This window comes from Bacteroidota bacterium, from assembly GCA_018831055.1.
Taxonomy (GTDB): Bacteria; Bacteroidota; Bacteroidia; order Bacteroidales; family B18-G4; genus M55B132.
Genome location: JAHJRE010000013.1, coordinates 1 through 22,516, shown reverse-complemented (window position 1 = coordinate 22,516; position 22,516 = coordinate 1). Strand labels below are relative to the sequence as shown.

At 47.3% G+C, this 22,516-nt stretch carries 25 protein-coding genes, 1 tRNA gene and 1 pseudogene; 21 read left to right on the top strand and 6 right to left on the bottom strand.

Annotated elements, in window-relative coordinates; genetic code table 11:
* Nucleotides 1-196: 196 nt before the first annotated feature.
* Both KKA81_00985 and pheS read left to right on the top strand, forming a co-directional pair.
* Nucleotides 197-817 carry a peptidylprolyl isomerase gene (locus KKA81_00985; GenBank protein ID MBU2649482.1) on the top strand — a complete coding sequence of 207 codons (621 nt, stop codon included), beginning with the start codon at nucleotides 197-199 and terminating at the stop codon, nucleotides 815-817.
* Between the two features lie 12 nt (nucleotides 818-829).
* Nucleotides 830-1,852, top strand: coding sequence for a phenylalanine--tRNA ligase subunit alpha (gene pheS, locus KKA81_00980; protein MBU2649481.1), 1,023 nt, complete (start codon nucleotides 830-832; stop codon nucleotides 1,850-1,852).
* 21 nt (nucleotides 1,853-1,873) lie between these two features.
* Here the strand turns inward: pheS and KKA81_00975 are convergent, their stop codons facing one another.
* Nucleotides 1,874-2,374 carry a nuclear transport factor 2 family protein gene (locus KKA81_00975; protein ID MBU2649480.1) on the bottom strand — a complete coding sequence of 167 codons (501 nt, stop codon included), beginning with the start codon at nucleotides 2,372-2,374 and terminating at the stop codon, nucleotides 1,874-1,876.
* A 244-nt stretch (nucleotides 2,375-2,618) separates the two neighbouring features.
* Here KKA81_00975 and atpB point away from each other — a divergent pair, with 244 nt between their 5' ends.
* From atpB to KKA81_00940, 7 genes are all read left to right on the top strand, one after another.
* Nucleotides 2,619-3,803, top strand: a complete 1,185-nt coding sequence (atpB, locus tag KKA81_00970) for a F0F1 ATP synthase subunit A (GenBank protein MBU2649479.1) — start codon at nucleotides 2,619-2,621, stop codon at nucleotides 3,801-3,803.
* Between the two features lie 29 nt (nucleotides 3,804-3,832).
* A complete protein-coding gene (gene atpE / locus KKA81_00965; GenBank protein MBU2649478.1) occupies nucleotides 3,833-4,093 on the top strand; it encodes an ATP synthase F0 subunit C in 261 nt (86 codons plus the stop codon).
* A gap of 75 nt (nucleotides 4,094-4,168) precedes the next feature.
* Complete coding sequence (gene atpF / locus KKA81_00960) at nucleotides 4,169-4,663, top strand: F0F1 ATP synthase subunit B (GenBank protein MBU2649477.1); 495 nt, start codon at nucleotides 4,169-4,171, stop codon at nucleotides 4,661-4,663.
* A gap of 2 nt (nucleotides 4,664-4,665) precedes the next feature.
* Nucleotides 4,666-5,226: an ATP synthase F1 subunit delta gene (atpH, locus tag KKA81_00955; protein MBU2649476.1), complete on the top strand. Its 561-nt coding sequence runs from the start codon at nucleotides 4,666-4,668 to the stop codon at nucleotides 5,224-5,226.
* Between the two features lie 19 nt (nucleotides 5,227-5,245).
* On the top strand, nucleotides 5,246-6,832 hold the full coding sequence (gene atpA, locus KKA81_00950; GenBank protein ID MBU2649475.1) for a F0F1 ATP synthase subunit alpha: 1,587 nt from the start codon (nucleotides 5,246-5,248) through the stop codon (nucleotides 6,830-6,832).
* A 12-nt stretch (nucleotides 6,833-6,844) separates the two neighbouring features.
* Nucleotides 6,845-7,723, top strand: coding sequence for an ATP synthase F1 subunit gamma (atpG, locus tag KKA81_00945; protein ID MBU2649474.1), 879 nt, complete (start codon nucleotides 6,845-6,847; stop codon nucleotides 7,721-7,723).
* 104 nt (nucleotides 7,724-7,827) lie between these two features.
* A complete protein-coding gene (locus KKA81_00940) occupies nucleotides 7,828-8,346 on the top strand; it encodes a ferritin (GenBank protein MBU2649473.1) in 519 nt (172 codons plus the stop codon).
* A 4-nt stretch (nucleotides 8,347-8,350) separates the two neighbouring features.
* Here KKA81_00940 and KKA81_00935 read toward each other — a convergent pair whose 3' ends face one another.
* A complete protein-coding gene (locus tag KKA81_00935) occupies nucleotides 8,351-8,914 on the bottom strand; it encodes a DUF3109 family protein (protein MBU2649472.1) in 564 nt (187 codons plus the stop codon).
* Nucleotides 8,915-9,016: 102 nt separating this feature from the next.
* On the opposite strand from KKA81_00935, the gene KKA81_00930 reads away from it, so the two are divergent.
* The 6 genes from KKA81_00930 to folB all read left to right on the top strand — a co-directional run bounded on the left by KKA81_00930 (nucleotide 9,017) and on the right by folB (nucleotide 14,550).
* On the top strand, nucleotides 9,017-10,018 hold the full coding sequence (locus KKA81_00930) for an ornithine carbamoyltransferase (GenBank protein ID MBU2649471.1): 1,002 nt from the start codon (nucleotides 9,017-9,019) through the stop codon (nucleotides 10,016-10,018).
* A complete protein-coding gene (locus tag KKA81_00925) occupies nucleotides 10,018-10,701 on the top strand; it encodes a hypothetical protein (protein ID MBU2649470.1) in 684 nt (227 codons plus the stop codon). Before KKA81_00930 ends, KKA81_00925 begins: the two co-directional genes overlap by 1 nt.
* 18 nt (nucleotides 10,702-10,719) lie before the next feature.
* Complete coding sequence (locus tag KKA81_00920; protein MBU2649469.1) at nucleotides 10,720-11,460, top strand: Mut7-C ubiquitin/RNAse domain-containing protein; 741 nt, start codon at nucleotides 10,720-10,722, stop codon at nucleotides 11,458-11,460.
* Complete coding sequence (locus KKA81_00915) at nucleotides 11,457-12,287, top strand: SDR family NAD(P)-dependent oxidoreductase (protein MBU2649468.1); 831 nt, start codon at nucleotides 11,457-11,459, stop codon at nucleotides 12,285-12,287. The genes KKA81_00920 and KKA81_00915 overlap by 4 nt, the downstream gene beginning before the upstream one ends.
* Before the next feature lie 258 nt (nucleotides 12,288-12,545).
* Nucleotides 12,546-14,072 (top strand): glutamate--tRNA ligase, encoded by a 1,527-nt coding sequence (locus KKA81_00910; protein ID MBU2649467.1) that lies wholly within the window; start codon nucleotides 12,546-12,548, stop codon nucleotides 14,070-14,072.
* Nucleotides 14,073-14,199: 127 nt separating this feature from the next.
* Nucleotides 14,200-14,550, top strand: coding sequence for a dihydroneopterin aldolase (gene folB, locus KKA81_00905; protein ID MBU2649466.1), 351 nt, complete (start codon nucleotides 14,200-14,202; stop codon nucleotides 14,548-14,550).
* Between the two features lie 283 nt (nucleotides 14,551-14,833).
* Here the strand turns inward: folB and KKA81_00900 are convergent, their stop codons facing one another.
* Complete coding sequence (locus tag KKA81_00900) at nucleotides 14,834-15,205, bottom strand: four helix bundle protein (protein ID MBU2649465.1); 372 nt, start codon at nucleotides 15,203-15,205, stop codon at nucleotides 14,834-14,836.
* Nucleotides 15,206-15,419: 214 nt separating this feature from the next.
* Here KKA81_00900 and KKA81_00895 point away from each other — a divergent pair.
* Nucleotides 15,420-15,490, top strand: a tRNA-Cys gene (locus KKA81_00895).
* Nucleotides 15,491-15,646: 156 nt separating this feature from the next.
* Here KKA81_00895 and KKA81_00890 read toward each other — a convergent pair.
* A complete protein-coding gene (locus KKA81_00890; GenBank protein MBU2649464.1) occupies nucleotides 15,647-16,828 on the bottom strand; it encodes an acyl-CoA dehydrogenase family protein in 1,182 nt (393 codons plus the stop codon).
* Between the two features lie 216 nt (nucleotides 16,829-17,044).
* Here KKA81_00890 and KKA81_00885 point away from each other — a divergent pair, with 216 nt between their 5' ends.
* From KKA81_00885 to KKA81_00875, 3 genes are all read left to right on the top strand, one after another.
* Complete coding sequence (locus tag KKA81_00885; GenBank protein ID MBU2649463.1) at nucleotides 17,045-18,163, top strand: hypothetical protein; 1,119 nt, start codon at nucleotides 17,045-17,047, stop codon at nucleotides 18,161-18,163.
* Nucleotides 18,156-19,421, top strand: coding sequence for a 2-oxoacid:acceptor oxidoreductase family protein (locus KKA81_00880; GenBank protein ID MBU2649462.1), 1,266 nt, complete (start codon nucleotides 18,156-18,158; stop codon nucleotides 19,419-19,421). Before KKA81_00885 ends, KKA81_00880 begins: the two co-directional genes overlap by 8 nt.
* Nucleotides 19,422-19,539: 118 nt before the next feature.
* Complete coding sequence (locus KKA81_00875) at nucleotides 19,540-20,667, top strand: DNA-processing protein DprA (GenBank protein MBU2649461.1); 1,128 nt, start codon at nucleotides 19,540-19,542, stop codon at nucleotides 20,665-20,667.
* Nucleotides 20,668-20,985: 318 nt separating this feature from the next.
* Here KKA81_00875 and KKA81_00870 read toward each other — a convergent pair whose 3' ends face one another.
* On the bottom strand, nucleotides 20,986-21,249 hold the full coding sequence (locus tag KKA81_00870; protein MBU2649460.1) for a hypothetical protein: 264 nt from the start codon (nucleotides 21,247-21,249) through the stop codon (nucleotides 20,986-20,988).
* A gap of 30 nt (nucleotides 21,250-21,279) precedes the next feature.
* Nucleotides 21,280-21,540 carry a DUF4143 domain-containing protein gene (locus KKA81_00865; GenBank protein MBU2649459.1) on the bottom strand — a complete coding sequence of 87 codons (261 nt, stop codon included), beginning with the start codon at nucleotides 21,538-21,540 and terminating at the stop codon, nucleotides 21,280-21,282.
* A 45-nt stretch (nucleotides 21,541-21,585) separates the two neighbouring features.
* Between KKA81_00865 and KKA81_00860 the strand changes: the two genes are divergently transcribed.
* Both KKA81_00860 and KKA81_00855 read left to right on the top strand, forming a co-directional pair.
* Nucleotides 21,586-21,717, top strand: coding sequence for a hypothetical protein (locus KKA81_00860; GenBank protein ID MBU2649458.1), 132 nt, complete (start codon nucleotides 21,586-21,588; stop codon nucleotides 21,715-21,717).
* Nucleotides 21,718-22,046: 329 nt separating this feature from the next.
* Nucleotides 22,047-22,310: pseudogene (locus tag KKA81_00855) on the top strand (hypothetical protein).
* Nucleotides 22,311-22,516: the final 206 nt, after the last annotated feature.

Below are 22,516 nucleotides of genomic sequence, written 5' to 3'. Positions count from 1 at the left end.
CTGGCTAACTTTTCCTGGCGTAACTCCGATGATCCCGGACTGATACAACTGGGAGAAAAGGACATTTATGAACCATTATGCCGTAAACATTTTATAGAACGTATGCAGAAATCCGGGAGGAAAAGGACATGATCCTGGAATATCTGAGCTGATTTTAGTAATATTGCAAAGTTTTTAACCAACAAACATAGTAGAAATGAAAAAGACCCTTTTGATTGCCTTAATCTTCACCATCATGGCAGGATTCTCTGCAACTGCACAGACTAAATTTGTCATCAAGACCAGCATGGGAGATATCCATGGTATTTTATACGATGAGACACCCGGTCACCGCGACAATTTCATTAAACTGGCCAATGAGGGCTGGTACGACGGATCCAGGTTTCACAGGGTGATCAGAGATTTTATGATACAGGGCGGAGGAAATAAAGATGGTCAGTTAGACCCGGGGTATTCTCTTCCGGCAGAAATCGTTCCTGACAAATTCCATAAAAGGGGAGCGCTGGCAGCTGCCAGAATGGGCGATGAAGTGAATCCCGAAAGAAAGTCTTCAGGATGCCAGTTCTATATTGTCCAGGGTAGAAAATTCGGTGATGAAGAGCTTAATGCCATTGAACAGAGGTTCAATATGAAAATGTCGACCAAACAGCGACAGGCCTATAAAAGTTCCGGTGGTGCACCTCATCTTGATGGCACGTATACCATATTCGGGGAAATCATCAGCGGAATGGATGTTGTTGACAGGATCGCTTCTGTGGAAGTCTTCCAGAACGCCCCCATCGACCCTGTCACTTTCTCTGTGGAAATCATTGAATAACCAACAATTAGCATGAAAGAAAAAATAGCCCGGATTTCTTCGGATATTGAAGCATTCCGGCCTGAGAATGCAGAATCCGTTGAGCAGTTCCGGCTTACTTATCTTAGTAAAAAGGGACTGATCACAGAGCTTTTTAGTGAATTCCGAAATGTTGACCCCGCTGAAAGGAAGGAAGTAGGGAAATTATTGAATGAATTAAAAAACCGGGCGCAGGAACTTCACGATAATTATAAAAACTCTTTTGAGGAGGACAAGCATACCGGTCGGGTCCCTGACGACCTTACCCGCCCGGCTCTCCATGCTCCCCTGGGATCCAGACACCCTGTATCTATTGTCAGGAACAAGATCTCAGAGATTTTTGCCCGCATAGGATTTACCGTTGAGGAAGGTCCGGAGATCGAAAACGACTGGCATAACTTCACTGCCCTGAACTTCCCGCCCGAACACCCCGCCCGCGATATGCAGGATACCTTCTTCATTGAAAAAAATCCTGATATCCTGCTGAGAACCCATACCTCCTCCGTACAGGTAAGGGTGATGGAAAAGAAACAACCCCCGATCCGGAGTATCTTCCCCGGTAGGGTCTTCAGAAATGAAGCCATATCCGCCCGGTCTCACTGTATATTCCATCAGGTGGAAGGACTGTATATCGATAAAGATGTTTCTTTCGCCGATCTGAAACAAACACTGTATTATTTTGCCAGGGAGTTTATGGGCCAGGATACACAGGTACGTTTCAGGCCATCATTCTTTCCCTTCACAGAACCCTCAGCGGAAATGGACGTTTCATGCCAGCTCTGCCATGGCAAAGGCTGTAATGTTTGTAAATACACAGGATGGCTGGAAATCCTGGGCTGTGGGATGGTACATCCCAAAGTTCTTGATTTCTGCGGAATAGATAGCAAAACATATACCGGCTATGCCTTTGGCATCGGTATTGAAAGGACTGCCATGATGATGTATCAGATAAAGGATATCCGAATGTACTATGAGAATGATATCCGTTTCCTGAACCAGTTCACGCCTGCACTTTAAATACGTGCCGGAAGTTATCGTTTACCTCACTTCTTCTATCACGACCTGCGCAGGGATGGATAGATGGCCCTGAACCAGCTTCCATTTTCCGTCTTTCTTGCATAAAACCCCTGTGAAACGGATGCCCTCAAACGACATGGCCTTCTCCTGATAAATAAAATTATAATTCAACTCCTCCGAAAACCACGCAGTATTGCAGGTCTCGTTGACCTTGATGCGCTGATCGGAAATATTGATCAGCGTACTTTCAAACTTACCATGCTGGCTGCGAATCGCCTTTTGAATCTCTTCCCAACCCAGCAATACCTCATCACTGTCGGTGCCAATGAGGAGAATGTCGTCCGCAGGCATCCAGATCTCTTCCATAATGCTGAAATCCTCCTTCTCATTCGCAATGGAATACTTCTCAAGAACCGTTCTTATCTCCGAAATCTCTTTTTCCGGATCCGTAACTGCCGCCGGTTTATCACAAAACTGAAACAGTAAGGCTGTTGCAACGAGCACAAAAACAAGCTTTTTCATAATATCAGGTTTTATTTATTATCTAAATCTGAAATGAGCGTTCCCGCTGAACAATTTACAATTTATTTCGGCCTTTTTCAAGTGAAATCGTAAGATTTTTCCTGCCGGTTGTTATAAATGCAGTAAGGTACTGCATTACAATATCAACAGACCTCTGGTAACTTATTAACGAAAGTTCTTCTATAATTGAGCAAATATTCGTAAACTTGCAGCCAAATATTTCGAAGTATTCAGTTTTTTTCATATGAGATTTAAATCACTTGCCTTAAAAGCAGGATTCGTCATGATACTGTTCCTGGGGGCTTTGCTGACAACAGCTTTTTACCAGGGGCCCGCAAGCAGGAGCGAAGATCATGATCATGAAAAAATACATGCCAGCGGTGAAGATGCATCCTGGGATACTACCGTTGCCATTGAAGAATACAACGCAGGAAAAAAGATCATCGAACACATCACCGATGCCCACGACTGGCATATCCTGGATTATAAAGACAAGCACGGACACAAACAGCATGTAAGCATTCCCCTGCCGGTGATTTTATATTATGACGGAAAATTTCATGCTTTCTGGTCGAATAAACTGGCTCACGGACATGTTCATGAAGGGTTCAGGCTGGAGACCGAAGGGGATAACAAAGGCAAAATCATTAAAGTCATTGAAGAAGACTTTGTCGACAGCGAAGCAATTGAAAAAGAAGGAGAAACAGGACTGCCCATCGATTTGTCGATCACAAAGAACGTTGCGTCCATCATCATTGGGAGCATCCTCTTGTTCATCATTTTTATTTCTATTGCAAACAGGTACAAACGCAAACCGAATGAGGCACCGAAAGGACTGCAGTCGTTGCTGGAACCCTTGATTTTGTTTATCCGCGACGACATTGCACGTTCCTCCATCGGGGAGCGATATGCCCGGTATATGCCCTATCTCCTCACTCTTTTCTTTTTTATCTTTTTCAATAACCTTTTCGGACTGATTCCTTTTTTTCCGGGAGGGGCTAATGTTACAGGCAATGTAGCCGTCACGTTGGTTATGGCCATTTTTACTTTCCTGATCACCACATTTTCAGGAAACCGGAATTACTGGCAGCATATTTTCAATGCTCCCGGCGTTCCCTGGTGGCTGAAGTTTCCGGTGCCGCTGATGCCGGTAATAGAGATCATCGGTGTGTTCACCAAGCCCTTCGTTCTGATGGTGCGACTCTTTGCCAATATCACGGCAGGGCATATCATCATCCTGGGTTTTATCAGTCTGATCTTTATTTTCGGAAACATGAACATTGCGCTGGGTTACGGGGTTTCTGTAGTATCTGTAATGTTTTCGGTGTTTATGATGCTGTTGGAATTGCTGGTGGCATTCATCCAGGCATATGTGTTTACTCTTCTTTCGGCCCTTTATTTTGGGATGGCGATAGAAGAACATCATTAAGGATTTTTTAACCATTAATACTTTATAGTATGGAATTTTTGGCGATTTTATTACAGGCAGCAGCGGATCTGGCTCCTTTTGCAAAGATGGGTGCCGGTCTGGGTGCAGGTATCGCAGCCATAGGCGCAGGTATCGGTATCGGACAGATCGGTAAAGGAGCTGTGGAATCCATTGCACGCCAGCCCGAATCAGCCGGTGACATTCGTTCAAACATGATCGTTGCCGCCGCCCTGATCGAGGGGGTTGCGTTTTTTGCCATCGTAGTTTGTCTTTTGATCGTTTTCATCTAAAACAATCAGAGTGATCGGGCACCGTCGCGCTTGGCTCCGGTGCCTGATCCTGTTATTCATTAAAACTCAACAGGTATGGATTTAGTTAGTCCTGGAATAGGTTTGATCTTCTGGATGACCCTCGTATTTGCCCTGCTGTTATTCCTGCTGGGAAAATATGCCTGGAAACCCATCATGAAAGCCCTTCACGAAAGGGAAGAATTCATCGAGAAATCCCTTCATGCCGCCGATAAGGCTAAAGAGGAAATGAAGGAGTTGAAATTCAGCAATGAACAACTCCTGAAAGAAGCCAAAGAGGAAAGAGATGCTATCCTGCGGGAAGCAAGGAAAATCAGAGAAAACATCCTGGAAGAAGCCCGCACGAAAGCCAATGAAGAGGCCGACAGAATCGTGGAAAATGCCAAGGAAAGAATTGAAAATGAAAAAAAGGCCGCCATGATCAGCCTTAAAAATGAAATCGCATCCCTTTCCATCGATATCGCTGAGAAAATCCTGGAACATGAACTCTCTGAAAAATCCAGGCAAAAAGAATTTATTGAAAAACTGTTAAACGAAACCCGTCTGAACTAAAGATGGCTGCAACAATACTTGCCGGACGATACGCAAAAGCACTCTTTGAACTATCCCTGGAAATGAACCTCCTGGATGAGATTAAAGAAGATATGTATACCATTTCCAGGCTTTGTCATGAAAGCAAAGATTTCAGACTGTTCCTGAAAAGTCCGGTTATACACGCGGCCAGGAAAAAAGCCATTCTGAAAAAGATGCTGGAGAAACACCTGAATGAGCTATCTTTCCGGTATGTTATCCTCATCACTAAAAAACGCAGGGAAATGTACCTGGAAGATATTGCGGCCGCTTTCATCACACTTTATAAGAAATTCAAAGATATCCTGACGGTAACCCTCAAAACAGCTTATAATCCCGATGAGGATATCAGGAAAAAGATCATCGACCTTCTTCACGATCAAACCGGAAGTAATATTGAATTACTCGATGAGGTGAAGAAAGAACTTATTGGCGGTTTTATCCTCACATACGACAACAAGCAGTATGATGCAAGTATCAGCAACCAGCTTGAAAAATTAAGGAGGGGCGCCGCCAGGATCAACTTGTACGAAAGGAAATTATAGAAATTAATGTTATATACTTATGGCAGAAATTAAACCGGCAGAGATCTCTGCAATACTTCGCCAGGAATTATCCGGATACAAGAACCAGGCTGAACTGGAGGAAGTCGGGACAGTACTGGAAGTAGGCGACGGCATCGCCCGCGTTTACGGGCTCAACAATGCCGAGGCCGGAGAACTGGTGGAATTTGAGAAATCAGGTCTTAAGGGCATCATTCTGAACCTGGAACAGGATAATGTCGGGATAGTCTTACTGGGTCAGGCTAGAGGAATCAATGAAGGGGATACGGTGAAACGTACACGTAAGATTTCAGCGATTGAAGTGGGTGAGGGCTTGCTAGGCAGGGTTATTAACACATTGGGAGAGCCTATCGACGGCAAGGGTGAGATCAAAGGCGAAAAATTCACGATGCCCCTGGAAAGGAAGGCTCCCGGTGTAATCTTCCGCCGCCCGGTTAACGAACCCATCCAGACCGGAATCAAGGCCATCGATGCCATGATCCCTATCGGCCGCGGACAGCGTGAGCTGATCATCGGCGACCGCCAGACAGGGAAGACGGCTATTGCCATAGATACCATCATCAACCAGAAAGAATTTTACAAGGCCGGAAAACCGGTTTATTGCATATACGTTGCGGTCGGGCAGAAAGGCTCGTCTGTTGCCAATATAGTTAAAACACTGGAAGACAATGGCGCCATGGAATACACCATCGTGATCACCGCTACTGCTTCCGATCCGGCAGCTATGCAGTTCTATGCTCCCTTCGCAGGTGCCGCCATAGGCGAGTACTTCCGTGACACCGGCCGTCCGGCGCTCGTGATCTACGACGATCTGTCGAAGCAGGCTGTAGCATACCGCGAGGTCTCATTGCTCCTCAGAAGGCCCCCGGGCCGCGAAGCCTACCCGGGCGACGTGTTCTACCTGCACTCACGCTTGCTGGAAAGGGCTGCCAAAATCATCGACTCCGATGTTATTGCCCAAAAAATGAACGACCTTCCTGAATCCATAAGACACCTTGTTAAAGGAGGAGGCTCTCTCACCGCCCTTCCCATCATCGAAACCCAGGCCGGCGACGTTTCTGCCTATATCCCAACCAACGTGATCTCCATCACCGATGGTCAGATATTCCTGGAAACCAACCTCTTTAATGCCGGTGTGCGGCCGGCCATCAACGTCGGTATCTCCGTTTCCAGGGTCGGGGGTAATGCCCAGATCAAATCCATGAAGAAAGTAGCCGGTACCCTGAAACTCGACCAGGCCCAGTTCCGCGAGCTGGAAGCCTTCTCAAAGTTCGGTTCCGACCTCGACGCCGCTACCATGGCCGTTCTGGAAAAGGGAAGAAGAAACGTGGAAATCCTGAAACAACCTCAGTACAGCCCTATGCCTGTAGAAGAACAAATCGCCATCATCTTCTGCGGAACAAGGAACCTGCTGAAAAATGTCCCCGTTGCAAGCATACGCGATTTCCAGGATGAATTCCTGTTCTTCCTGAATGAACATCATAAACAGATATTAAACGACCTGAAAGCCGGAAAGCTGACGGAAGACATTGAAGAAGGACTGAAAGCAGCCGCACAGAAGGTAGCCGTCAAATACGAAAAGAAATAAGCCGTATCCGCTATGCCCAACCTCAAAGAAGTACGCATCCGCATCGAGTCTGTCAGGTCAACCCAGCAGATCACCAGCGCCATGAAGCTGGTCAGCGCCTCCAAGCTCAGAAGAGCCCAGGATGCCATTCTCAGGATGCGGCCCTATGCAAAAAAACTCAATGAAATCCTGCAAAACCTGAGCAGCAGCCTGGAGGATATGGAAATAGGATCCTTCACCCAGCAAAGAAAACCGGAGAAGGTGTTGATCATCGTTATTTCTGCAAACCGCGGACTATGCGGGGCCTTTAACAGCAATATCATTAAGCTTACCAATAAAGTTATTCGGGAACAATACCAGGAACAATACCAGGCTGGCAACCTCCACCTCCTCTTCCTCGGTAAAAAAGCCGGCGAATATTTTAAAAGAAGGAATTTCCAGGTTGTAGATATCAACACGGAAATCTTCGACCAGCTTAGCTTTGAGAAAGCGGTGCCGGTTGCAGAACAACTGATGCAGGAATTCCTTTCCAGGAATTACGACCGCATCGATCTGGTCTATAACCAGTTTAAGAATGCTGCCGTGCAGTCTATCACGCATGAACAGTATCTGCCCATTAAACCCGCGGAAAATAAGGATGATGGTAAATTCTCCCACGACTATCTTTTTGAACCCGATAAGGTTCAGATCGTAAACGAAATGATACCCAAATCCCTGAAGATCCAGCTTTACAAAGCCCTTCTTGACTCCCAGGCCGCTGAATACGGGGCTCGTATGACAGCCATGCACATTGCCACCGATAATGCACAGGAACTGCTGAAAGACCTCAGGCTATCCTACAACAAAGCCCGTCAGGCTGCCATCACCAACGAGATCATTGAAATCGTCAGCGGAGCCAATGCACTGAAGTGATAAGAAATCATCCTAATACTGAAATCGATGATCTCTCAAACATTTACATGCAATGTTTGTTAATTATTCATGATTCACATTAAGGCAATTAAAAACTCAAATATATGATCGCTGATAAAATTTCAAAAGCATTGATCGCTCAGATCAAGGAAGAAGAACACTCATCCCGGTTGTACCTCTCCATGGCATCGTGGTGCGAATCCAACGGTTACCCGGGAGCCGCTGCTTTCCTCTATACCCACTCCGACGAGGAGAGGATGCATCAGTTAAAAATGCTCCGCTACCTCAACGACCGCGGTGGACATGCTATCCTGATGGAGATGGAAAAACCCGATTTCGAGTTCAAATCGCTGCACGATGTTTTTGAAAAGGTATTTGAACACGAACAATTCATAAGCTCCAGGATCAACGACCTGGTGGGTTTGTGCATGAAAGAAAATGATTTTACCACGACCAACTTCCTGCAATGGTTTGTTACCGAACAGATTGAGGAAGAAAGCCTGGCCAGCACCATCCTGGATAAATTCAACCTTGCTAAAGGAGAAAAAGGCGGCTTATTCCATATCGACAAAGAATTGGCAGCCATGGCAGCCGCAGAAAGCGCCGGAACAGAAAACATGTAAGTACTTATCTTTTTTCTTTAAGACTGTCTTCCAGATTTTTATACCAGGCCTCACCGTATTTTCTGATCAGGGCATCACGTAAAAAAAGGTATAGAGGGAGCTGCAGCTTTTTGCCCAACTCCAGGGCCGGCTTACAGATGACCCATTTATGATAATTCACGGCTTCATGCTGGATGAGCCGGGAGATCCTTACCGGATACAAATGACATGAAAGGGGTTTCCTGAAATCTATCTTTCCAGCTTCATAAGCCTTTTCAATAGCGCAACAGGCAATACCTTTCTCAAAATTGGCAAAGGCACATTCACGATCATCCACCAGAGGAGTCACAAACCCACCGTGGATGTCATAATCAAAAACACCCTGTTTTTCTGTCACCTTCCTTCCTTTCCGGGTCATAAAAGGTTTTATTTCATCCAGGAAATCCTCCAGCAGGGATATTTCCTCCTCTTCCAGGGGTGCGCCGGCATCTCCTTCCACGCAACAGGCACCCTTGCACTTCTCCAGATCGCAGCAGAACTTCACATCCTGCAGGTCGCCGGATATCAGCGATTTGTCAATGATGATCATAAGGGCAAAGATAACAAGGGGAAATGATTACGGAAAAATAAATTATATTAATTTTGCCCCGATTCACCGGCAAAATTGACCAAACAAAAAAATAATTAAACCATGGCATTTAATCTGAGAAACAGAAATTTTCTGAAACTCCTGGATTTCACACCCCAGGAAATCCGCTTTCTCCTTGATCTATCCATAGACCTGAAGAAAGCGAAATATTCAGGCACCGAACAGCAGCGCCTGAAAGGGAAAAACATCGCACTGATCTTTGAAAAAGCATCCACACGTACGCGCTGTGCCTTTGAGGTGGCCGCTTTCGATCAGGGAGCACAGGTCACTTATCTCGGACCATCCGGATCGCAGATCGGACAAAAGGAATCGATGAAAGACACCGCCCGTGTTCTGGGCAGGATGTACGACGGCATTGAATACCGCGGTTACGGACAGGATATAGTGGAAGAACTTGGCAAATACGCCGGTGTACCCGTATGGAACGGACTCACCAACGAATTCCACCCGACACAGATCCTGGCCGACTTTATGACCATGGAAGAGCACAGCGACAAACCCCTGCACCAGATATCCTTCTGTTATCTGGGCGATGCCAGGAATAACATGGGTAACTCACTCATGGTGGGTGCCGCCAAAATGGGCATGGACTTCAGGGCCTGCGCACCAAAGGAATTTTTCCCCGCACCGGAACTGGTGGAGCAATGCCGCGAAATTGCCAAAGAAACCGGAGCCAAAATCACCATCACCGACAAAGTGGAAGAGGGTGTTAAAGGAGCAGACTTTCTGTATACCGACGTATGGGTCTCCATGGGCGAACCCGAATCGGAATTTGAAAGACGCATCAAAATGATGATGCCCTATCAGGTAAACAAGGAACTGGTTGCCAAAACCGGCAATCCCAAAGTCAAATTCCTGCATTGCCTGCCATCATTCCACAACAGGGAAACTAAAATTGGTGAAGAGATCTACCGGAAATACGGCGTGGAAGCTATGGAAGTGACCGATGACGTGTTCGAATCCCCCGCCTCCATCGTCTTCGACGAAGCCGAAAACCGCATGCATACCATCAAAGCGGTGATGGTCGCGACGCTGGGGTGCTGATGGATACAGATACAACCTGGTTTAACCAGCGACTCGCAGACGGCGGACCGGTTTACACCGAGACCAACCTTCAGCATTGGCTTGTGGAGCCATGGAATGCCATTACCAGTCTCCTGGTGATCATTCCGGCCCTTTATTGGCTATTCAGTATCAGGAAAGAATACCGGTATTACAGTTTCATGGTCTATGCCATTCCCCTCTTTATGCTGGGAGGCATTGGAAGTGCGTTGTTTCACGGTTTCAGGACATCCGTCGTTTTCCTGGTCATGGATGTCCTGCCAACGGCCGTGCTTACCTTATCTATTGGGATTTATTTCTGGCTCAAGATCCTGAAAAAATGGTGGTATGTCTTGCTCATTATCATTCCCATTTTCCTGCTTCGTTTTCTGTTGTTTGCCGGTTTGCCCGACCATCTTGCAATTAATCTTTCCTATGCACTCACGGGGTTTACTATAATCCTCCCATTGGTCTTTGTGCTTGTCCGCACGAAATTTTACCAATGGCATACCATTGCCATAACCATATTCCTGTTTGCCCTTGCCTTGTTATTCAGGGAAACGGACCCTTATTCGGGGCATGTACTTCCGATGGGTTCTCATTTTCTGTGGCATTTTTTCAGTGCATTGGGCGCCTGGTTCATTTTGTCTTATCTTTATCATTTCAGGAAAAGGGAAAAAGGCTAATGTCCAACACCCCCGGTTATGCCCAAAACCATTGAGATACGGTTTTATGAAGAACTGAATGATTTCCTGCCCCAGGGAAAACGCAAAAAAACGTTTCCACATACATTTTCAGGAAATCCTACCGTGAAAGATATCATTGAAGGGTTAGGCGTTCCCCATGTTGAGGTGGATCTTATCCTGGTGAACGATGTATCCGTATCTTTTACACATAAGCCTGCAAATGCCGACAGGTTGGCGGTTTACCCTGTGTTCGAATCTCTCGATATATCCCCTGTTAGCCGGCTTCGTCCAGAGCCCTTGCGTGAGCCGCGTTTCATCCTTGATGTACACCTGGGCAAACTGGCCAGGCTGATGCGGATGACCGGTTTCGACTGTCTTTACAGCAACGATGCGGCCGACGACATCATTATCCGCATTGCCGCAGAAGAAAAGCGCATCATCCTGACCCGCGATATCGGCATCCTGAAAAACGGGAAGGTTGACAGAGGTTACTGGATACGAAACACCAATCCCGGAAAACAGATCCGGGAGGTGATAGAGCGCTTCGACCTCCGCAGGCATATCCGTTCCTTCTCCCGTTGCATGCACTGTAGCGGCATCCTGGAAAAAGTGGAAAAGGCAGAGATTGAACATCTGTTAAAATACGGCACAAAAAAGTGTTACCAGGACTTTTACCGCTGCACATCCTGCGGAAAGTTATATTGGAAAGGCTCACACGTTGAGAGGATGCAGCAGGAAATATTAAATATCCTAAAGTGAAGAACCACAACAATATGTCGAAAAAACAACCCACTGTATTGCTAACCGGGGCGGCCGGCGGGCTGGGTCAGGCCATCACCGGCTTTTTCTCCGCGCGGGGCTGCACCGTCATCGCCACCGACCTTGAATCGCAACTTCATAACAGCTCAACTACCGGAGAGAACATCCATTATTTCCCTGTAGACGTAACCGACGGCTCATCCCTCAAATCGCTTAAAAACACCCTCGAAAAGGAAGGATTACAACCGGATGTCGTGATCAACAATGCAGGCATTTACACCATGTTCCCTTTGTCGGAATCCGATCTCCGGGCATTACAAAAGATCTTCGAGGTAAACACCTTCGGAGCAGTTCAGGTAATACGCACCTTCCTCCCTATCCTGGTGGAAAGGCATGGGCGTGTTATCAACATCAGCAGCGACAGTGTAAGGATACCCTGGCTGTTCCAACCCTATCAGTCCTCGAAGATCGCCCTGGAAGCCCTCAGCCGTGCCATGCGGCAGGAATTAAGACTCAGGAAGGTGAAGCTGATCATCATCAGGCCGGGAGCCATGCAAACACCCCTTCTCAACTGGATGGACAAAAGCCCGGAGCTACCTTCAGGTTCTTTCTTCCACAAAGAATTCAAGGCCTTCTACGAAAAAGCCTGCAAAAGCGTAGGCAAAACCATTCCCCCCGAAAAAGCAGCCTCCGTCATCTACCGCGCCGCCACCACCCCCCACCCGAAAAGATATTATCGTATTAATAATAATCCGCTGCTTAGAATGGCATCGTGGTTACCGGAAAAGATACAGGACGGATTGGCATTGCGGGTAATTAATGGGTGAAAAGGGGGCTGGGGGCTGGGGAGCTGGGGACTGGGGAGCTGGGGGCTGGGGAGCCGGGGACTGGGGGCTGGAGACTGGGGAGCTGGGGAGCAAGTTGAAGGGCTCCCCAGCAACCCAGCAACCAAGTACCCCAGTACCCCAGTACCCCAGTCCCCCAGTCCCCCAGCAACCCAGTCCCCCAGTCCCCAGTCCCCTTTATCTTCATCTTTTCCCTTTCCCTTGCCCTTTTTCCTTACTTTTGCCCTAAATTCATCTGTTATGGTAAACTCAGACATCCGTGTTCGTTTTGCGCCCAGTCCGACGGGGCCCCTGCATATTGGTGGGGTCAGGACGGCCTTGTATAACTATTTATTTGCCAGGAAGCACGGTGGGACAATGATACTCAGGATAGAAGACACAGATCAGTCGAGGTACGTGCCCGGGGCGGAAAGCTATATCGTGGAATCGCTCGACTGGTGCGGGATACATTTCGATGAAGGGATAGAACAGGGCGGTCCCTACGCACCCTACCGGCAGTCGGAACGAAGAGGAACCTACGAGCAATACGCCCTGAAGCTGGTTGCGGAAGGAAAAGCCTATTTTGCCTTCGACACGGAAGAAGCGCTGGATGAGATGCGCCGCCGTCAGGAAGAAATCGGCACCTCCTTTACGGGCTATAACTTTGAATCGAGGAAGGAGATGAAGAATTCCCTGACCCTTACTGAAGGACAGGTACAAAAACTTGTGGATGAGGGTCATCCTTATGTAATCCGTATCATGATCCCGGAGAATGAAGAAATAACCTTTTTCGACGAGATCAGAGGAGAAATCACTGTCAACACGCGCACCCTCGACGATAAGGTACTGTTTAAATCCGATGGAATGCCCACCTACCATCTGGCCAACGTGGTCGACGACCACCTGATGAAGATCAGCCATGTGATCCGCGGGGAAGAGTGGCTTCCTTCGTTGCCCCTGCATGTGCTGCTATACCGTTTCCTGGGATGGGAAGAAACCATGCCTTCTTTCGCTCACCTTCCTTTGCTCCTGAAACCCAGCGGCAAGGGAAAGCTCAGCAAGCGCGACGGCGACAAGATGGGATTCCCGGTCTTCCCGCTGGAGTGGAGGTCGCCGGAGACAGGCGAGCTGTCGTCAGGATACCGCGAATCGGGCTATTTCCCGGAAGCCTTCGTGAATATGCTGGCTTTACTGGGATGGAACCCCGGCACGGAACAGGAGATATTCAGCATGGAAGAACTGATACAGGCATTCGACCTGAACCGGGTCAGCAAATCCGGATCCCGCTTCGACCCCGACAAAGCCAGGTGGTTCAACCACCAATACCTTATGCAGAAAAGCAACAGCGATCTTACCCTACTTTTCCTGGAAGAACTGGAAAAACACGATGTTCAGGCCGAAAAAGGCTATGTGGAGAAGGTAGTTGAACTGATAAAGGAAAGAGCGGATTTTGTGAAAGACTTCTGGGCGCAATCGTTCTACTTCTTCCGCGCCCCCGAGACTTACGATCAGGAAATGATCAAAAAACGCTGGAAGGAAAATACTCCGGAAATCCTGGAAGGACTGCTGCCGCTGCTCGAAAACCTCAGTCCTTTCAACCATGAAACCATTGAAAACACTATCAAAAAATATATTGAAGTAAAGGGCCTCAACATGGGACAGGTAATGATCCCCATTCGTCTCTGCCTCATCGGCAGCGGCATGGGACCAGGATTGACACAGGTGATGGAGATGATAGGGGTGGGGGAGGTGGTGAGGAGGGTGAGGTCCCGGCTTGCGCCGGGATGACCCGGCTTGCGCCGGTAGGTCCCGGCTTGCGCCGGGATGACCCGGCTTGCGCCGGTAGGTCCCGGCTTGCGCCGGGATGACGCGGCTTGCGCCGGGATGACAAGCTTACAAAATAATAATATATTTTATGTCAACCATTTCATTGGAGAACCTTGAGTTTTACGCTTATCACGGTTGTTTTAAGGAGGAGAGGATCATTGGGACGCGGTTTTTGGTGGATCTGTTCCTGGAGACGGACACGACAAAAGCGGAAAAAACGGATAATATACAGGATACGGTGAACTACCAGGAAGTTTATTTGTTAATAAAAAGTGAAATGGAACAACCATCCCATCTCCTGGAGCATGTTGCCCGAAGGATACTCGACAGTCTGAAGGCACATTATCCCCAGGTAAGCGCCGCCAGGGTAAAAGTGTCGAAAATGAATCCACCCCTGGGAGGCAAGCTGGAGAGGGTAAGCGTTACACTTGAAATATAATAATGGCAAACAACTACACCATAAAAGAAAAAATTTGTCCTGTCTGCGGCCAGACCTTCGAATGTCTGAGCCGCCCCGGTTGTTTGTGCGAGAGCAAGAGTTTCAAATCGGACCATCCTGCTCCATGTCCTTGTCCGGAGTGTGTGAAGGTGATGGCGGGGGCGAAATAGGGGGCTGGGAGGCTGGGAGCTGGGAACTGGGAGGCTGGGAGGCTGGGAGCTGGGAGGCTGGGAGGCTGGGGGCTGGGAGCTGGGGGGCTGGGGGCTGGGTGCTGGGAGGTTTTTTAAGATTTAGATCGTTGAGATTTTAAGTATTTTATATAGTTTGTTAATTTTTTCCCTAGAAGTATTGTTTTATTGACGATTTTATCGTGTACTTCCTTGTCTTTCAATGAGCCAGTTTCATAAAGGGTTTCGAGATGATCACGTGTTTCATCATTGGATGCCTGAGCAATTATTAAAAATCTTATATACTCATCCTTATACACTCTTCTTCCATATCCTTCCACAATATTTGATCTAACCGATTTAGATGATCTCCTAATTTGTCTGCCGGTTTCTGAGAACTCGAAAGACGGTAGCTCCATTGACATACGATGTATATCAATAGATATATCCCTGGCAATATGCCATATCTCCAAATCTTTATAGCTCATAATAGTCTTTTCCTTTTAGTTCCCAAAATCTTAAAACATCCCCCCGCCAAACAAGAAATTTTAATATCCTCCTCTACTTCCCAGCCCCCAGCAACCCAGATCCCAGAACCCCAGATCCCAGAATCCCAGCACCCCAGCACCCATCCCCCATCCCCTTTCATCAAATATCCACCAACGTATTAAAATTTTTTCCTATCTTTGCAGTCCGCTCCCCGGTACCGTGGCCGAGTGGCTAGGCAGTGGTCTGCAAAACCACGTACAGCGGTTCGACTCCGCTCGGTACCTCGATAATAGCAAAAAACCTGTCTGATTTCTTCAGACAGGTTTTTTTATGTTATTAAAACACCACAGATTACCCGGACTTACACAGATTAAAACCTAATTATGAGCATTTTAAATTAAAAATCCGTGTAAATCTGTGTAATCTGTGGTTAAAAAAATCTATTTGTACGCAGGAATTCCTGTTGCATCGTGTCCTGTGATCAGGAGGTGGATATCGTGTGTACCTTCGTAGGTGATCACGGATTCGAGGTTCATCATGTGGCGCATCATAGGGAAATCGTTGGTAATACCCATAGCTCCGAGGATCTGTCGTGTGTTCCGTGCGATGTCGAGAGCTATCTCCACATTATTGCGTTTGGCCATGGAGATCTGGGCGGCCGTGGCTCTCTTTTCGTTCCTGAGTGTACCTACCCTCCAGGATAACAACTGTGCTTTGGTGATCTCTGTGAGAGCCTCGGCAAGCTTCTTCTGCTGAAGCTGGAACCCTGCAATGGGCCTTCCGAACTGATGACGCTCAAGGGCATATTTCAATGCTACATCATAACAATCCATGGCTGCACCCACAGCACCCCAGGCAATACCATAACGGGCGGAGTTCAGACAGCTAAGCGGTCCCCTCAAACCCTGAACGTTGGGGAGGAGATTATTCTTGGGCACCTTCACATTGTCGAAAACCAGCTCACCGGTGACCGATGCACGCAGCGACCACTTTCCGTGGGTTTCGGGAGCAGTGAACCCTTCCATGCCTTTCTCCACCAGCAACCCCCTGATAATACCCTGCTCATCTTTGGCCCATACTACAGCCACATCCGCTATAGTAGAATTGGTGATCCACATTTTGGCTCCGTTGAGCAAATAATGATCGCCCATATCCTTGATGCGTGTGATCATGCTTCCAGGATCGGACCCGTGATTCGGCTCGGTAAGTCCGAAACAGCCAATCAGCTCACCACTGGCAAGCTTAGGCAGATAATGACGCTTTTGCTCCTCCGTCCCGAACTCGTAAATGGGATACATCACCAGTGATGTCTGCACCGATGCCATCGAACGAACGCCAGAATCACCCCTCTCCAACTCCTGCATGATAAGTCCGTAAGAGATGTGATCCAACCCTGCACAACCATACTCTTCCGGGATAAAAGGCCCGAAAACACCCATTTCACCCATCTCTTTGACCAGGTGCAGCGGAAACTGCGCTTTCTCAAAATATTCTTCAATGATAGGCTTAACACTCCTGTTAACCCAATCCCTGATCGAACCCCTCACGATAAGGTGCTCCTCAGTGTATAATTCATCCGTCAGATAATGATCCGGCATCTGATATTCCGATGCTGTTGACATAATTTAAAGTTTTATGAAGTTAATAATCTTAGTTCTCCCCACCTTATATAACCCTTTTCCAAAGGCTTTCGACAGTCATGTCGCTTTAACCTTTTTTCAATGTTCGCCGGCAAAATTAACTATTTATGCTTACTGTTCATAAATTAACAGTAGAAAATTTTACTAATTTTGCTGCCTCAAGTATAACTCATCATCGAATCTTTACAACCTAAGACATTGAATAACAGCAATATCATTTTCACCGACAGTTCGAGGCTCATCACCGAGTCCCTGGTCAGGGCCGGAGCCGAAGTTTTCATCGGTTACCCTATCACCCCTGCCAACCTTTTGTATCAGTATGCATCGAAGCGGTATCCTGTTTTCATGGCTGCCCCCGACGAGATCACCACATTGCAGTGGATGAGTGGTTATGCGGCCACCGGGCGCATACCGGTCACGGCTACTTCCTTCCCCGGCTATGCCCTGATGATAGAAAGCATCAACATGGCCTGCATGATGGAGCTGCCCATGGTCATCATCCTGGTGCAACGGCTCGGACCTGCTACAGGCACGGCTACGCGTGGCGCCCAGGGCGACCTTACCGTGCTTAACGGCACGATCTCGGGTGGTATCCCTATCCCGGCTTTCAGCCTCAGCAATGCCGTCGATTGCTGGGACATCCCCGCCAAAGCCCTCGAAGTGGCCGTCAATTACAGAACCCCGGTGGTCATCCTGACTTCTAAGGAAGAGGTCATGACATTGTACAGCCTCGATAAAAAAGTACTCGGTCCAATAGAAAAGGTGAAGCGCTCCTTCTATTCAGGAAATGAGGCCTTCGTGCCTTATGAGCCCAATGAAAACCTCGTACCGGAGTTTCTTCCGGTCACCTCCGGGGAACATCAGGTTCGGTTCACGGCTTCTACCCATGATAAAAGGGGAATCATCCAGAATGCCGCTCCTGAAGCCCTTGAAAACTCGAAACGACTGCAAACGAAGATCACCGCCAACCAGCATGAATTCACCTGGTTTGAGCTTGATGAAGCACAGGATGCAAAGACCCTCCTGGTATCCTATGGCATCACCTCCCAGGCTTGCCGCGAAGCTGTCAGCGAACTGCGCAACGAAGGAACACCGGTCTCCCTGCTCATCGCCAAAACTCTTCTTCCCATTCCTGATGATTATTACAGGATATGCAGGAAGTACGAACGCGTCGTCATCGCCGAGGAAAACCTCAATGGACAATACCGCCAGCTTATGTTTGGCGTGCAGTCTCCCACGAATATCGTTGGCGTAAACGAATTTGGGAACATGATCAACCCCGTACAAATCAAAAAAGCTATTAAACAAGATGCATAGAGAATATCTTCACGAAGGCACACTACCTTTTTGCCTGGGATGCGGACACACCACCATTTCCGAGAACATCGACAAAGCACTGCAAACCACAGGGATCCCCCTGCTTGATGTTATCCTTGTCACCGATATCGGTTGTCACGGCATCATCGACAAAAGCTTTAAAACGCATACTGTCCATGGTTTGCATGGCAGATCCATCGCGCTTGCCTCGGGCATCTCGCTGAGCCTCACCCATCCGGGAAAGAAGGTGATCGTCTTTATCGGCGACGGCGGAGCCACCATCGGCTTACAGCATCTAATTGACGCGGCCCACAAGAACATCAACCTCACCGTGGTTTTGCACAACAACATGCTTTACGGAATGACAGGAGGCCAGCCCAGCGAGCTCACCCCGCTCGGCTTCAAGACCCCTACCCTTCCTGAAGGAAACAAGATCAAAGGCTTCGACATATGCAACGTGGTAGCTGCTGCAGGAGCATCCTATGTGAGCAGGGTTGTGGGCATTGGCGATATCAGCAGCCAACTGGCGGAGGCGCTGTCGAAAAAAGGCTTTTCACTGGTCGAAGTGATGGAGATCTGTCCAAGTTATGCCGTGAAGTCGAACCCGGGCATGAAGCTGCGGCAGGTCACCGAAGAAGCCGGCCTCAGCATAAAGGTTTATGCCGACCGCGATACCGAAGGCTTCCGGCCTGATATCCGGACCGAAACACCGTCCCTTCTTGACAACATGCCCGTGATCCCTATACACTACCGCTCTGAACGCAGCAGCGTCGCCCGCATCATGATCGCCGGCTCGGCCGGTGAAGGAGTGCAGTCGGCCGCGGAGCTCTTCGCACGCGCCGCCATAGCATCCGGGCTCAACGTGACCAAGAAAGGCAGTTATCCCGTCACCGTCGGCATCGGCTTCTCAGCCTCCGACATCATACTTTCACCCGAACCCATTGAGTATACAGGGTCACATATCCCTGATTATGTGGTCATAACCTCACAGGAAGGACTGGATTATTCCAAAGCCCTCATCCGCAGGATGGACCATGGAACCGTCTTTATCGACGAATCCCTACCAGAAACAGAAACCCGTGCCCATACCGTTCGCGTTGATTTCCGGAAAAAAGCAGGCGCACGAAACGCAGCTATATACAGCCTTCTCTATCTCGCCCAATCCGAAAAGCTCTTCCCGGTAAACGCTATGCTCGACTTCCTGAAAGAAGGAAAAATGTCGGGTAAGGCGGATTGGGGGAAGATGGTGGGGGAATAAGGGGAGGCCCCGGCTTACGCCGGGGTGACGGGGGGTCCCGGCTTACGCCGGGATGACGGATAATAAATATATGTGAAAATTTGTGTAATCTGTGGTATAAATAAATACCGGTCAAATTATGCACAAAGAGAACCCATACTGGATGACCCTGGCTCATTTGTCCGGATGGAAGAGGCTCCGGAAGAATGAATGTATATTCCGTTTCCACTGTGAGAACGGACTTGGTGCCGAAGAATTCCTCAGGCTGGGAGAAGCTCGATGGAAAACGGAATACGGACTTGATAGCGCCGAGATTAACAGCCTGCGGACAGCGGAAGAAACGCTGCCACAGTTTTTGCTGGAAGCCAGAACACTTTCCCAGGAAGGCATTGATATCATCCCCATCATATCACGGGAATACTCACAGACACTGTTGATGAACATGGGCAGAGCCTATTCTCCGGCGTTGCTTTACTTCAAGGGGGATAAAAACCTGCTTCAAAAACACTCCGTTGCCATCATAGGATCCAGGAAGGCATCCCAACGCGCTCTTGCCTTTACCGACAATATTTCCCGGCTGGCATCCGAAGCCGGAAAGGTTATCGTAAGTGGTTACGCAAAAGGAGTGGATCAGCAGGCGCTTTCCTCTGCTTTGATGAATAAGGGAAAGAGCATCATCGTCCTGCCCCAGGGCATTTTGACCTTCGGCTCCGGTATCAGAAAATTTGTAAAGGAGATCGAGGCCGGTGACGTAGGCATTTTAAGCATCTTCCCTCCTGCTGCCCCTTGGATGACCCCTTTTGCCATGGCAAGGAATCATATTATCTACGGACTATCCAACGAGATCTACATCGCAGAGACCGGCGAATCCGGAGGTACCTGGTCCGGTGCCATCGACGGACTGCGGAAGAAAAGAGTGATCCATATCCGCCGGCCCAAACCGCAGGAAGACAATGCCAATGCTCTCCTTATCGAAAAAGGCGCTGTCCCCGTCGATTACAACGGCTCACCGGTAAAAATGTACGAAACCGCCGATAAGGAATCCTTTGTGCCCGAACTCGCCGAACCAACAGCATCTTACGAAACAGCGGTTTTAGAACTACTGAAAAAAGGAGAGTATACCACAAAGGAAATTCAGGAAAAGCTCCAACTGGAGATCAGCACAAAGAAGCTACTTGATTTCCTGAAAAATCACTCCAACGTGCAGACAATCAATAAACGGCCGCTGCGTTTCAAGGCGAAAGGAGATAAATTTGATGTTCTGTGAACTTCGCGTTTTTCGTGATGACTCATTTCAAAAAACCGGAAACAATCAGTAATTCATTCTCATTAATCTGTGCAAATCTGTGTAATCTGTGGTAAAAAAAAGCCATCAAAGAGCACAAAGGTTTATTATCCGGAAGAAACCAGGCTTTGAATGGATTTACGAGTAAAGATTAATCCTTCCATCCGTCAGGGCAGGCTTTACCCTCCTAACCTTATGATTCCTGGTGTTTTCTTCAAAATTCAAGTATTGGTTGAACATTAGGAATGGTTTGTTGGCTAATAAGGCACACAAGGCATTATTTCCTAAACCGGTTTATTGTTAATATAGAAATCCGAACAACCATAACGGAATAGTATTTCGATATGGATATTCAATATTATCAGCGGCAATGAAAGCATTTTCAAGGCCTGCAATTTGCTTATTTGTTTTTGATTTACCACCAATTTCAAAAGTATACATGTCATCTACCTTAAAATCACCTGTATCAGAATAGTTTACCATATGTTTTACTGCAACCTGGTTCAGGAAAAAATTTTCCCGAAGGCTTCCTGTATCCGGTGCATTAACAGATAGTGCATACATAAGGTTTGTATTATCGAGGTAGAGTTTTTCCTATTTGTTCAAATAGTTGATCCCCATTGAATCCTTTCCCAGCCATTTAACAATTTTCGCCTTTTCTAAATAGAACAAATACTTTAGCAATGTATCACGGCTGGTGCCGGTTTGTTCTGCAAGCTTTTGGATATTGGGTTTATACGGTGCAATTCGTGCAAGGATGGAAAGAAGCCGTCTGATTTTTTGCACGGAATAGTAATCAATATGGAAAATAGAGGGGAGATCCGTTTCAATGACCAGGTTTATGGTATTATTCACTAATGTATTAGTGAAAAAACATCTTTTTACGGATAATCAAAGTACATATTTCGACCTTGTTCCCCAGTTACAAGAAAAATAAAGGACTCTCGATTAATCATCGATATTCATCTTCTTGACCATCTTATTATTTCTAAAGAGTCTTATTATAGTTTCGCTGATGAAGGTGTTATTTGAACCTTTTTTAGAAGAGTCATCTTGGCTCTTCTTTTTTCTTTGGGCAATGAAATTCTTTCATTGTTTTTCAGGTAAATAAGCTTTGATCTGCTTATATAAGACTGTGAGCCCTTATTGGTATACATTTCAGAGATTTAGCAAGGTTGAATTTTTGTTTGAGCAATTATCAAACCTGGATAAGGGTATGGGTGACTGTTAAAAAGTATGCTTAATTAGGGATGCATTCACTTGCTGTTTGGGGTATATTTCAATAATTAGGGAATTTAACTGGATAAGACTGTTTTAAGATCAAATTCTGCGCCAATACCCTGGACCTTTCTGCAGGGCCTCCAACGCAAATTCGCTTGTATGAGTACAATTTCAGCGTTTGGAATGATGGCAGCCTCCCAGAAGGAATTTCCGAAGAAGATTTAAAGAAAGTACACCGCTCTAAACCGAGAAACCCATTGCTTGCAGATGTTTGTTTCAAAGCAGGCTATATTGACTTTTGGGGACGTGGAACGATCAAAATTATTGAAGCTTGTAAAGATGCCGGATTACCGGAACCAGTTTTGAAGGAGGAACAAGGTGGTTTCCTTAGCAAAATTTTTAAGAGTACAGAGAAAAGTTCGGGGAAAGTACGGAGAAAGTATGGAGAAAGTACAGAGAAAACGAAAGACCCTTTAACCACATTACGGGATAAATACGGGATAAGTGCGGAAGAAATACGGGATAAATACGGGATAAGTGCGGAAGAAATAATCGCTCAAATTAACCTTCGCTCAGAAATAAGGTAAATGGATGCCTTTTTTGACAAGTT

What these genes read in the sequence shown, in the direction of transcription:
- KKA81_00985 (MBU2649482.1), top strand. Translation starts at nt 197, where the DNA reads ATGAAAAAGACCCTTTTGATTGCCTTAATCTTCACCATCATGGCAGGA.
- pheS (MBU2649481.1), top strand. Translation starts at nt 830, where the DNA reads ATGAAAGAAAAAATAGCCCGGATTTCTTCGGATATTGAAGCATTCCGG.
- KKA81_00975 (MBU2649480.1), bottom strand. Translation starts at nt 2,374, where the DNA reads ATGAAAAAGCTTGTTTTTGTGCTCGTTGCAACAGCCTTACTGTTTCAG.
- atpB (MBU2649479.1), top strand. Translation starts at nt 2,619, where the DNA reads ATGAGATTTAAATCACTTGCCTTAAAAGCAGGATTCGTCATGATACTG.
- atpE (MBU2649478.1), top strand. Translation starts at nt 3,833, where the DNA reads ATGGAATTTTTGGCGATTTTATTACAGGCAGCAGCGGATCTGGCTCCT.
- atpF (MBU2649477.1), top strand. Translation starts at nt 4,169, where the DNA reads ATGGATTTAGTTAGTCCTGGAATAGGTTTGATCTTCTGGATGACCCTC.
- atpH (MBU2649476.1), top strand. Translation starts at nt 4,666, where the DNA reads ATGGCTGCAACAATACTTGCCGGACGATACGCAAAAGCACTCTTTGAA.
- atpA (MBU2649475.1), top strand. Translation starts at nt 5,246, where the DNA reads ATGGCAGAAATTAAACCGGCAGAGATCTCTGCAATACTTCGCCAGGAA.
- atpG (MBU2649474.1), top strand. Translation starts at nt 6,845, where the DNA reads ATGCCCAACCTCAAAGAAGTACGCATCCGCATCGAGTCTGTCAGGTCA.
- KKA81_00940 (MBU2649473.1), top strand. Translation starts at nt 7,828, where the DNA reads ATGATCGCTGATAAAATTTCAAAAGCATTGATCGCTCAGATCAAGGAA.
- KKA81_00935 (MBU2649472.1), bottom strand. Translation starts at nt 8,914, where the DNA reads ATGATCATCATTGACAAATCGCTGATATCCGGCGACCTGCAGGATGTG.
- KKA81_00930 (MBU2649471.1), top strand. Translation starts at nt 9,017, where the DNA reads ATGGCATTTAATCTGAGAAACAGAAATTTTCTGAAACTCCTGGATTTC.
- KKA81_00925 (MBU2649470.1), top strand. Translation starts at nt 10,018, where the DNA reads ATGGATACAGATACAACCTGGTTTAACCAGCGACTCGCAGACGGCGGA.
- KKA81_00920 (MBU2649469.1), top strand. Translation starts at nt 10,720, where the DNA reads ATGCCCAAAACCATTGAGATACGGTTTTATGAAGAACTGAATGATTTC.
- KKA81_00910 (MBU2649467.1), top strand. Translation starts at nt 12,546, where the DNA reads ATGGTAAACTCAGACATCCGTGTTCGTTTTGCGCCCAGTCCGACGGGG.
- folB (MBU2649466.1), top strand. Translation starts at nt 14,200, where the DNA reads ATGTCAACCATTTCATTGGAGAACCTTGAGTTTTACGCTTATCACGGT.
- KKA81_00900 (MBU2649465.1), bottom strand. Translation starts at nt 15,205, where the DNA reads ATGAGCTATAAAGATTTGGAGATATGGCATATTGCCAGGGATATATCT.
- KKA81_00890 (MBU2649464.1), bottom strand. Translation starts at nt 16,828, where the DNA reads ATGTCAACAGCATCGGAATATCAGATGCCGGATCATTATCTGACGGAT.
- KKA81_00880 (MBU2649462.1), top strand. Translation starts at nt 18,156, where the DNA reads ATGCATAGAGAATATCTTCACGAAGGCACACTACCTTTTTGCCTGGGA.
- KKA81_00875 (MBU2649461.1), top strand. Translation starts at nt 19,540, where the DNA reads ATGCACAAAGAGAACCCATACTGGATGACCCTGGCTCATTTGTCCGGA.
- KKA81_00870 (MBU2649460.1), bottom strand. Translation starts at nt 21,249, where the DNA reads ATGTATGCACTATCTGTTAATGCACCGGATACAGGAAGCCTTCGGGAA.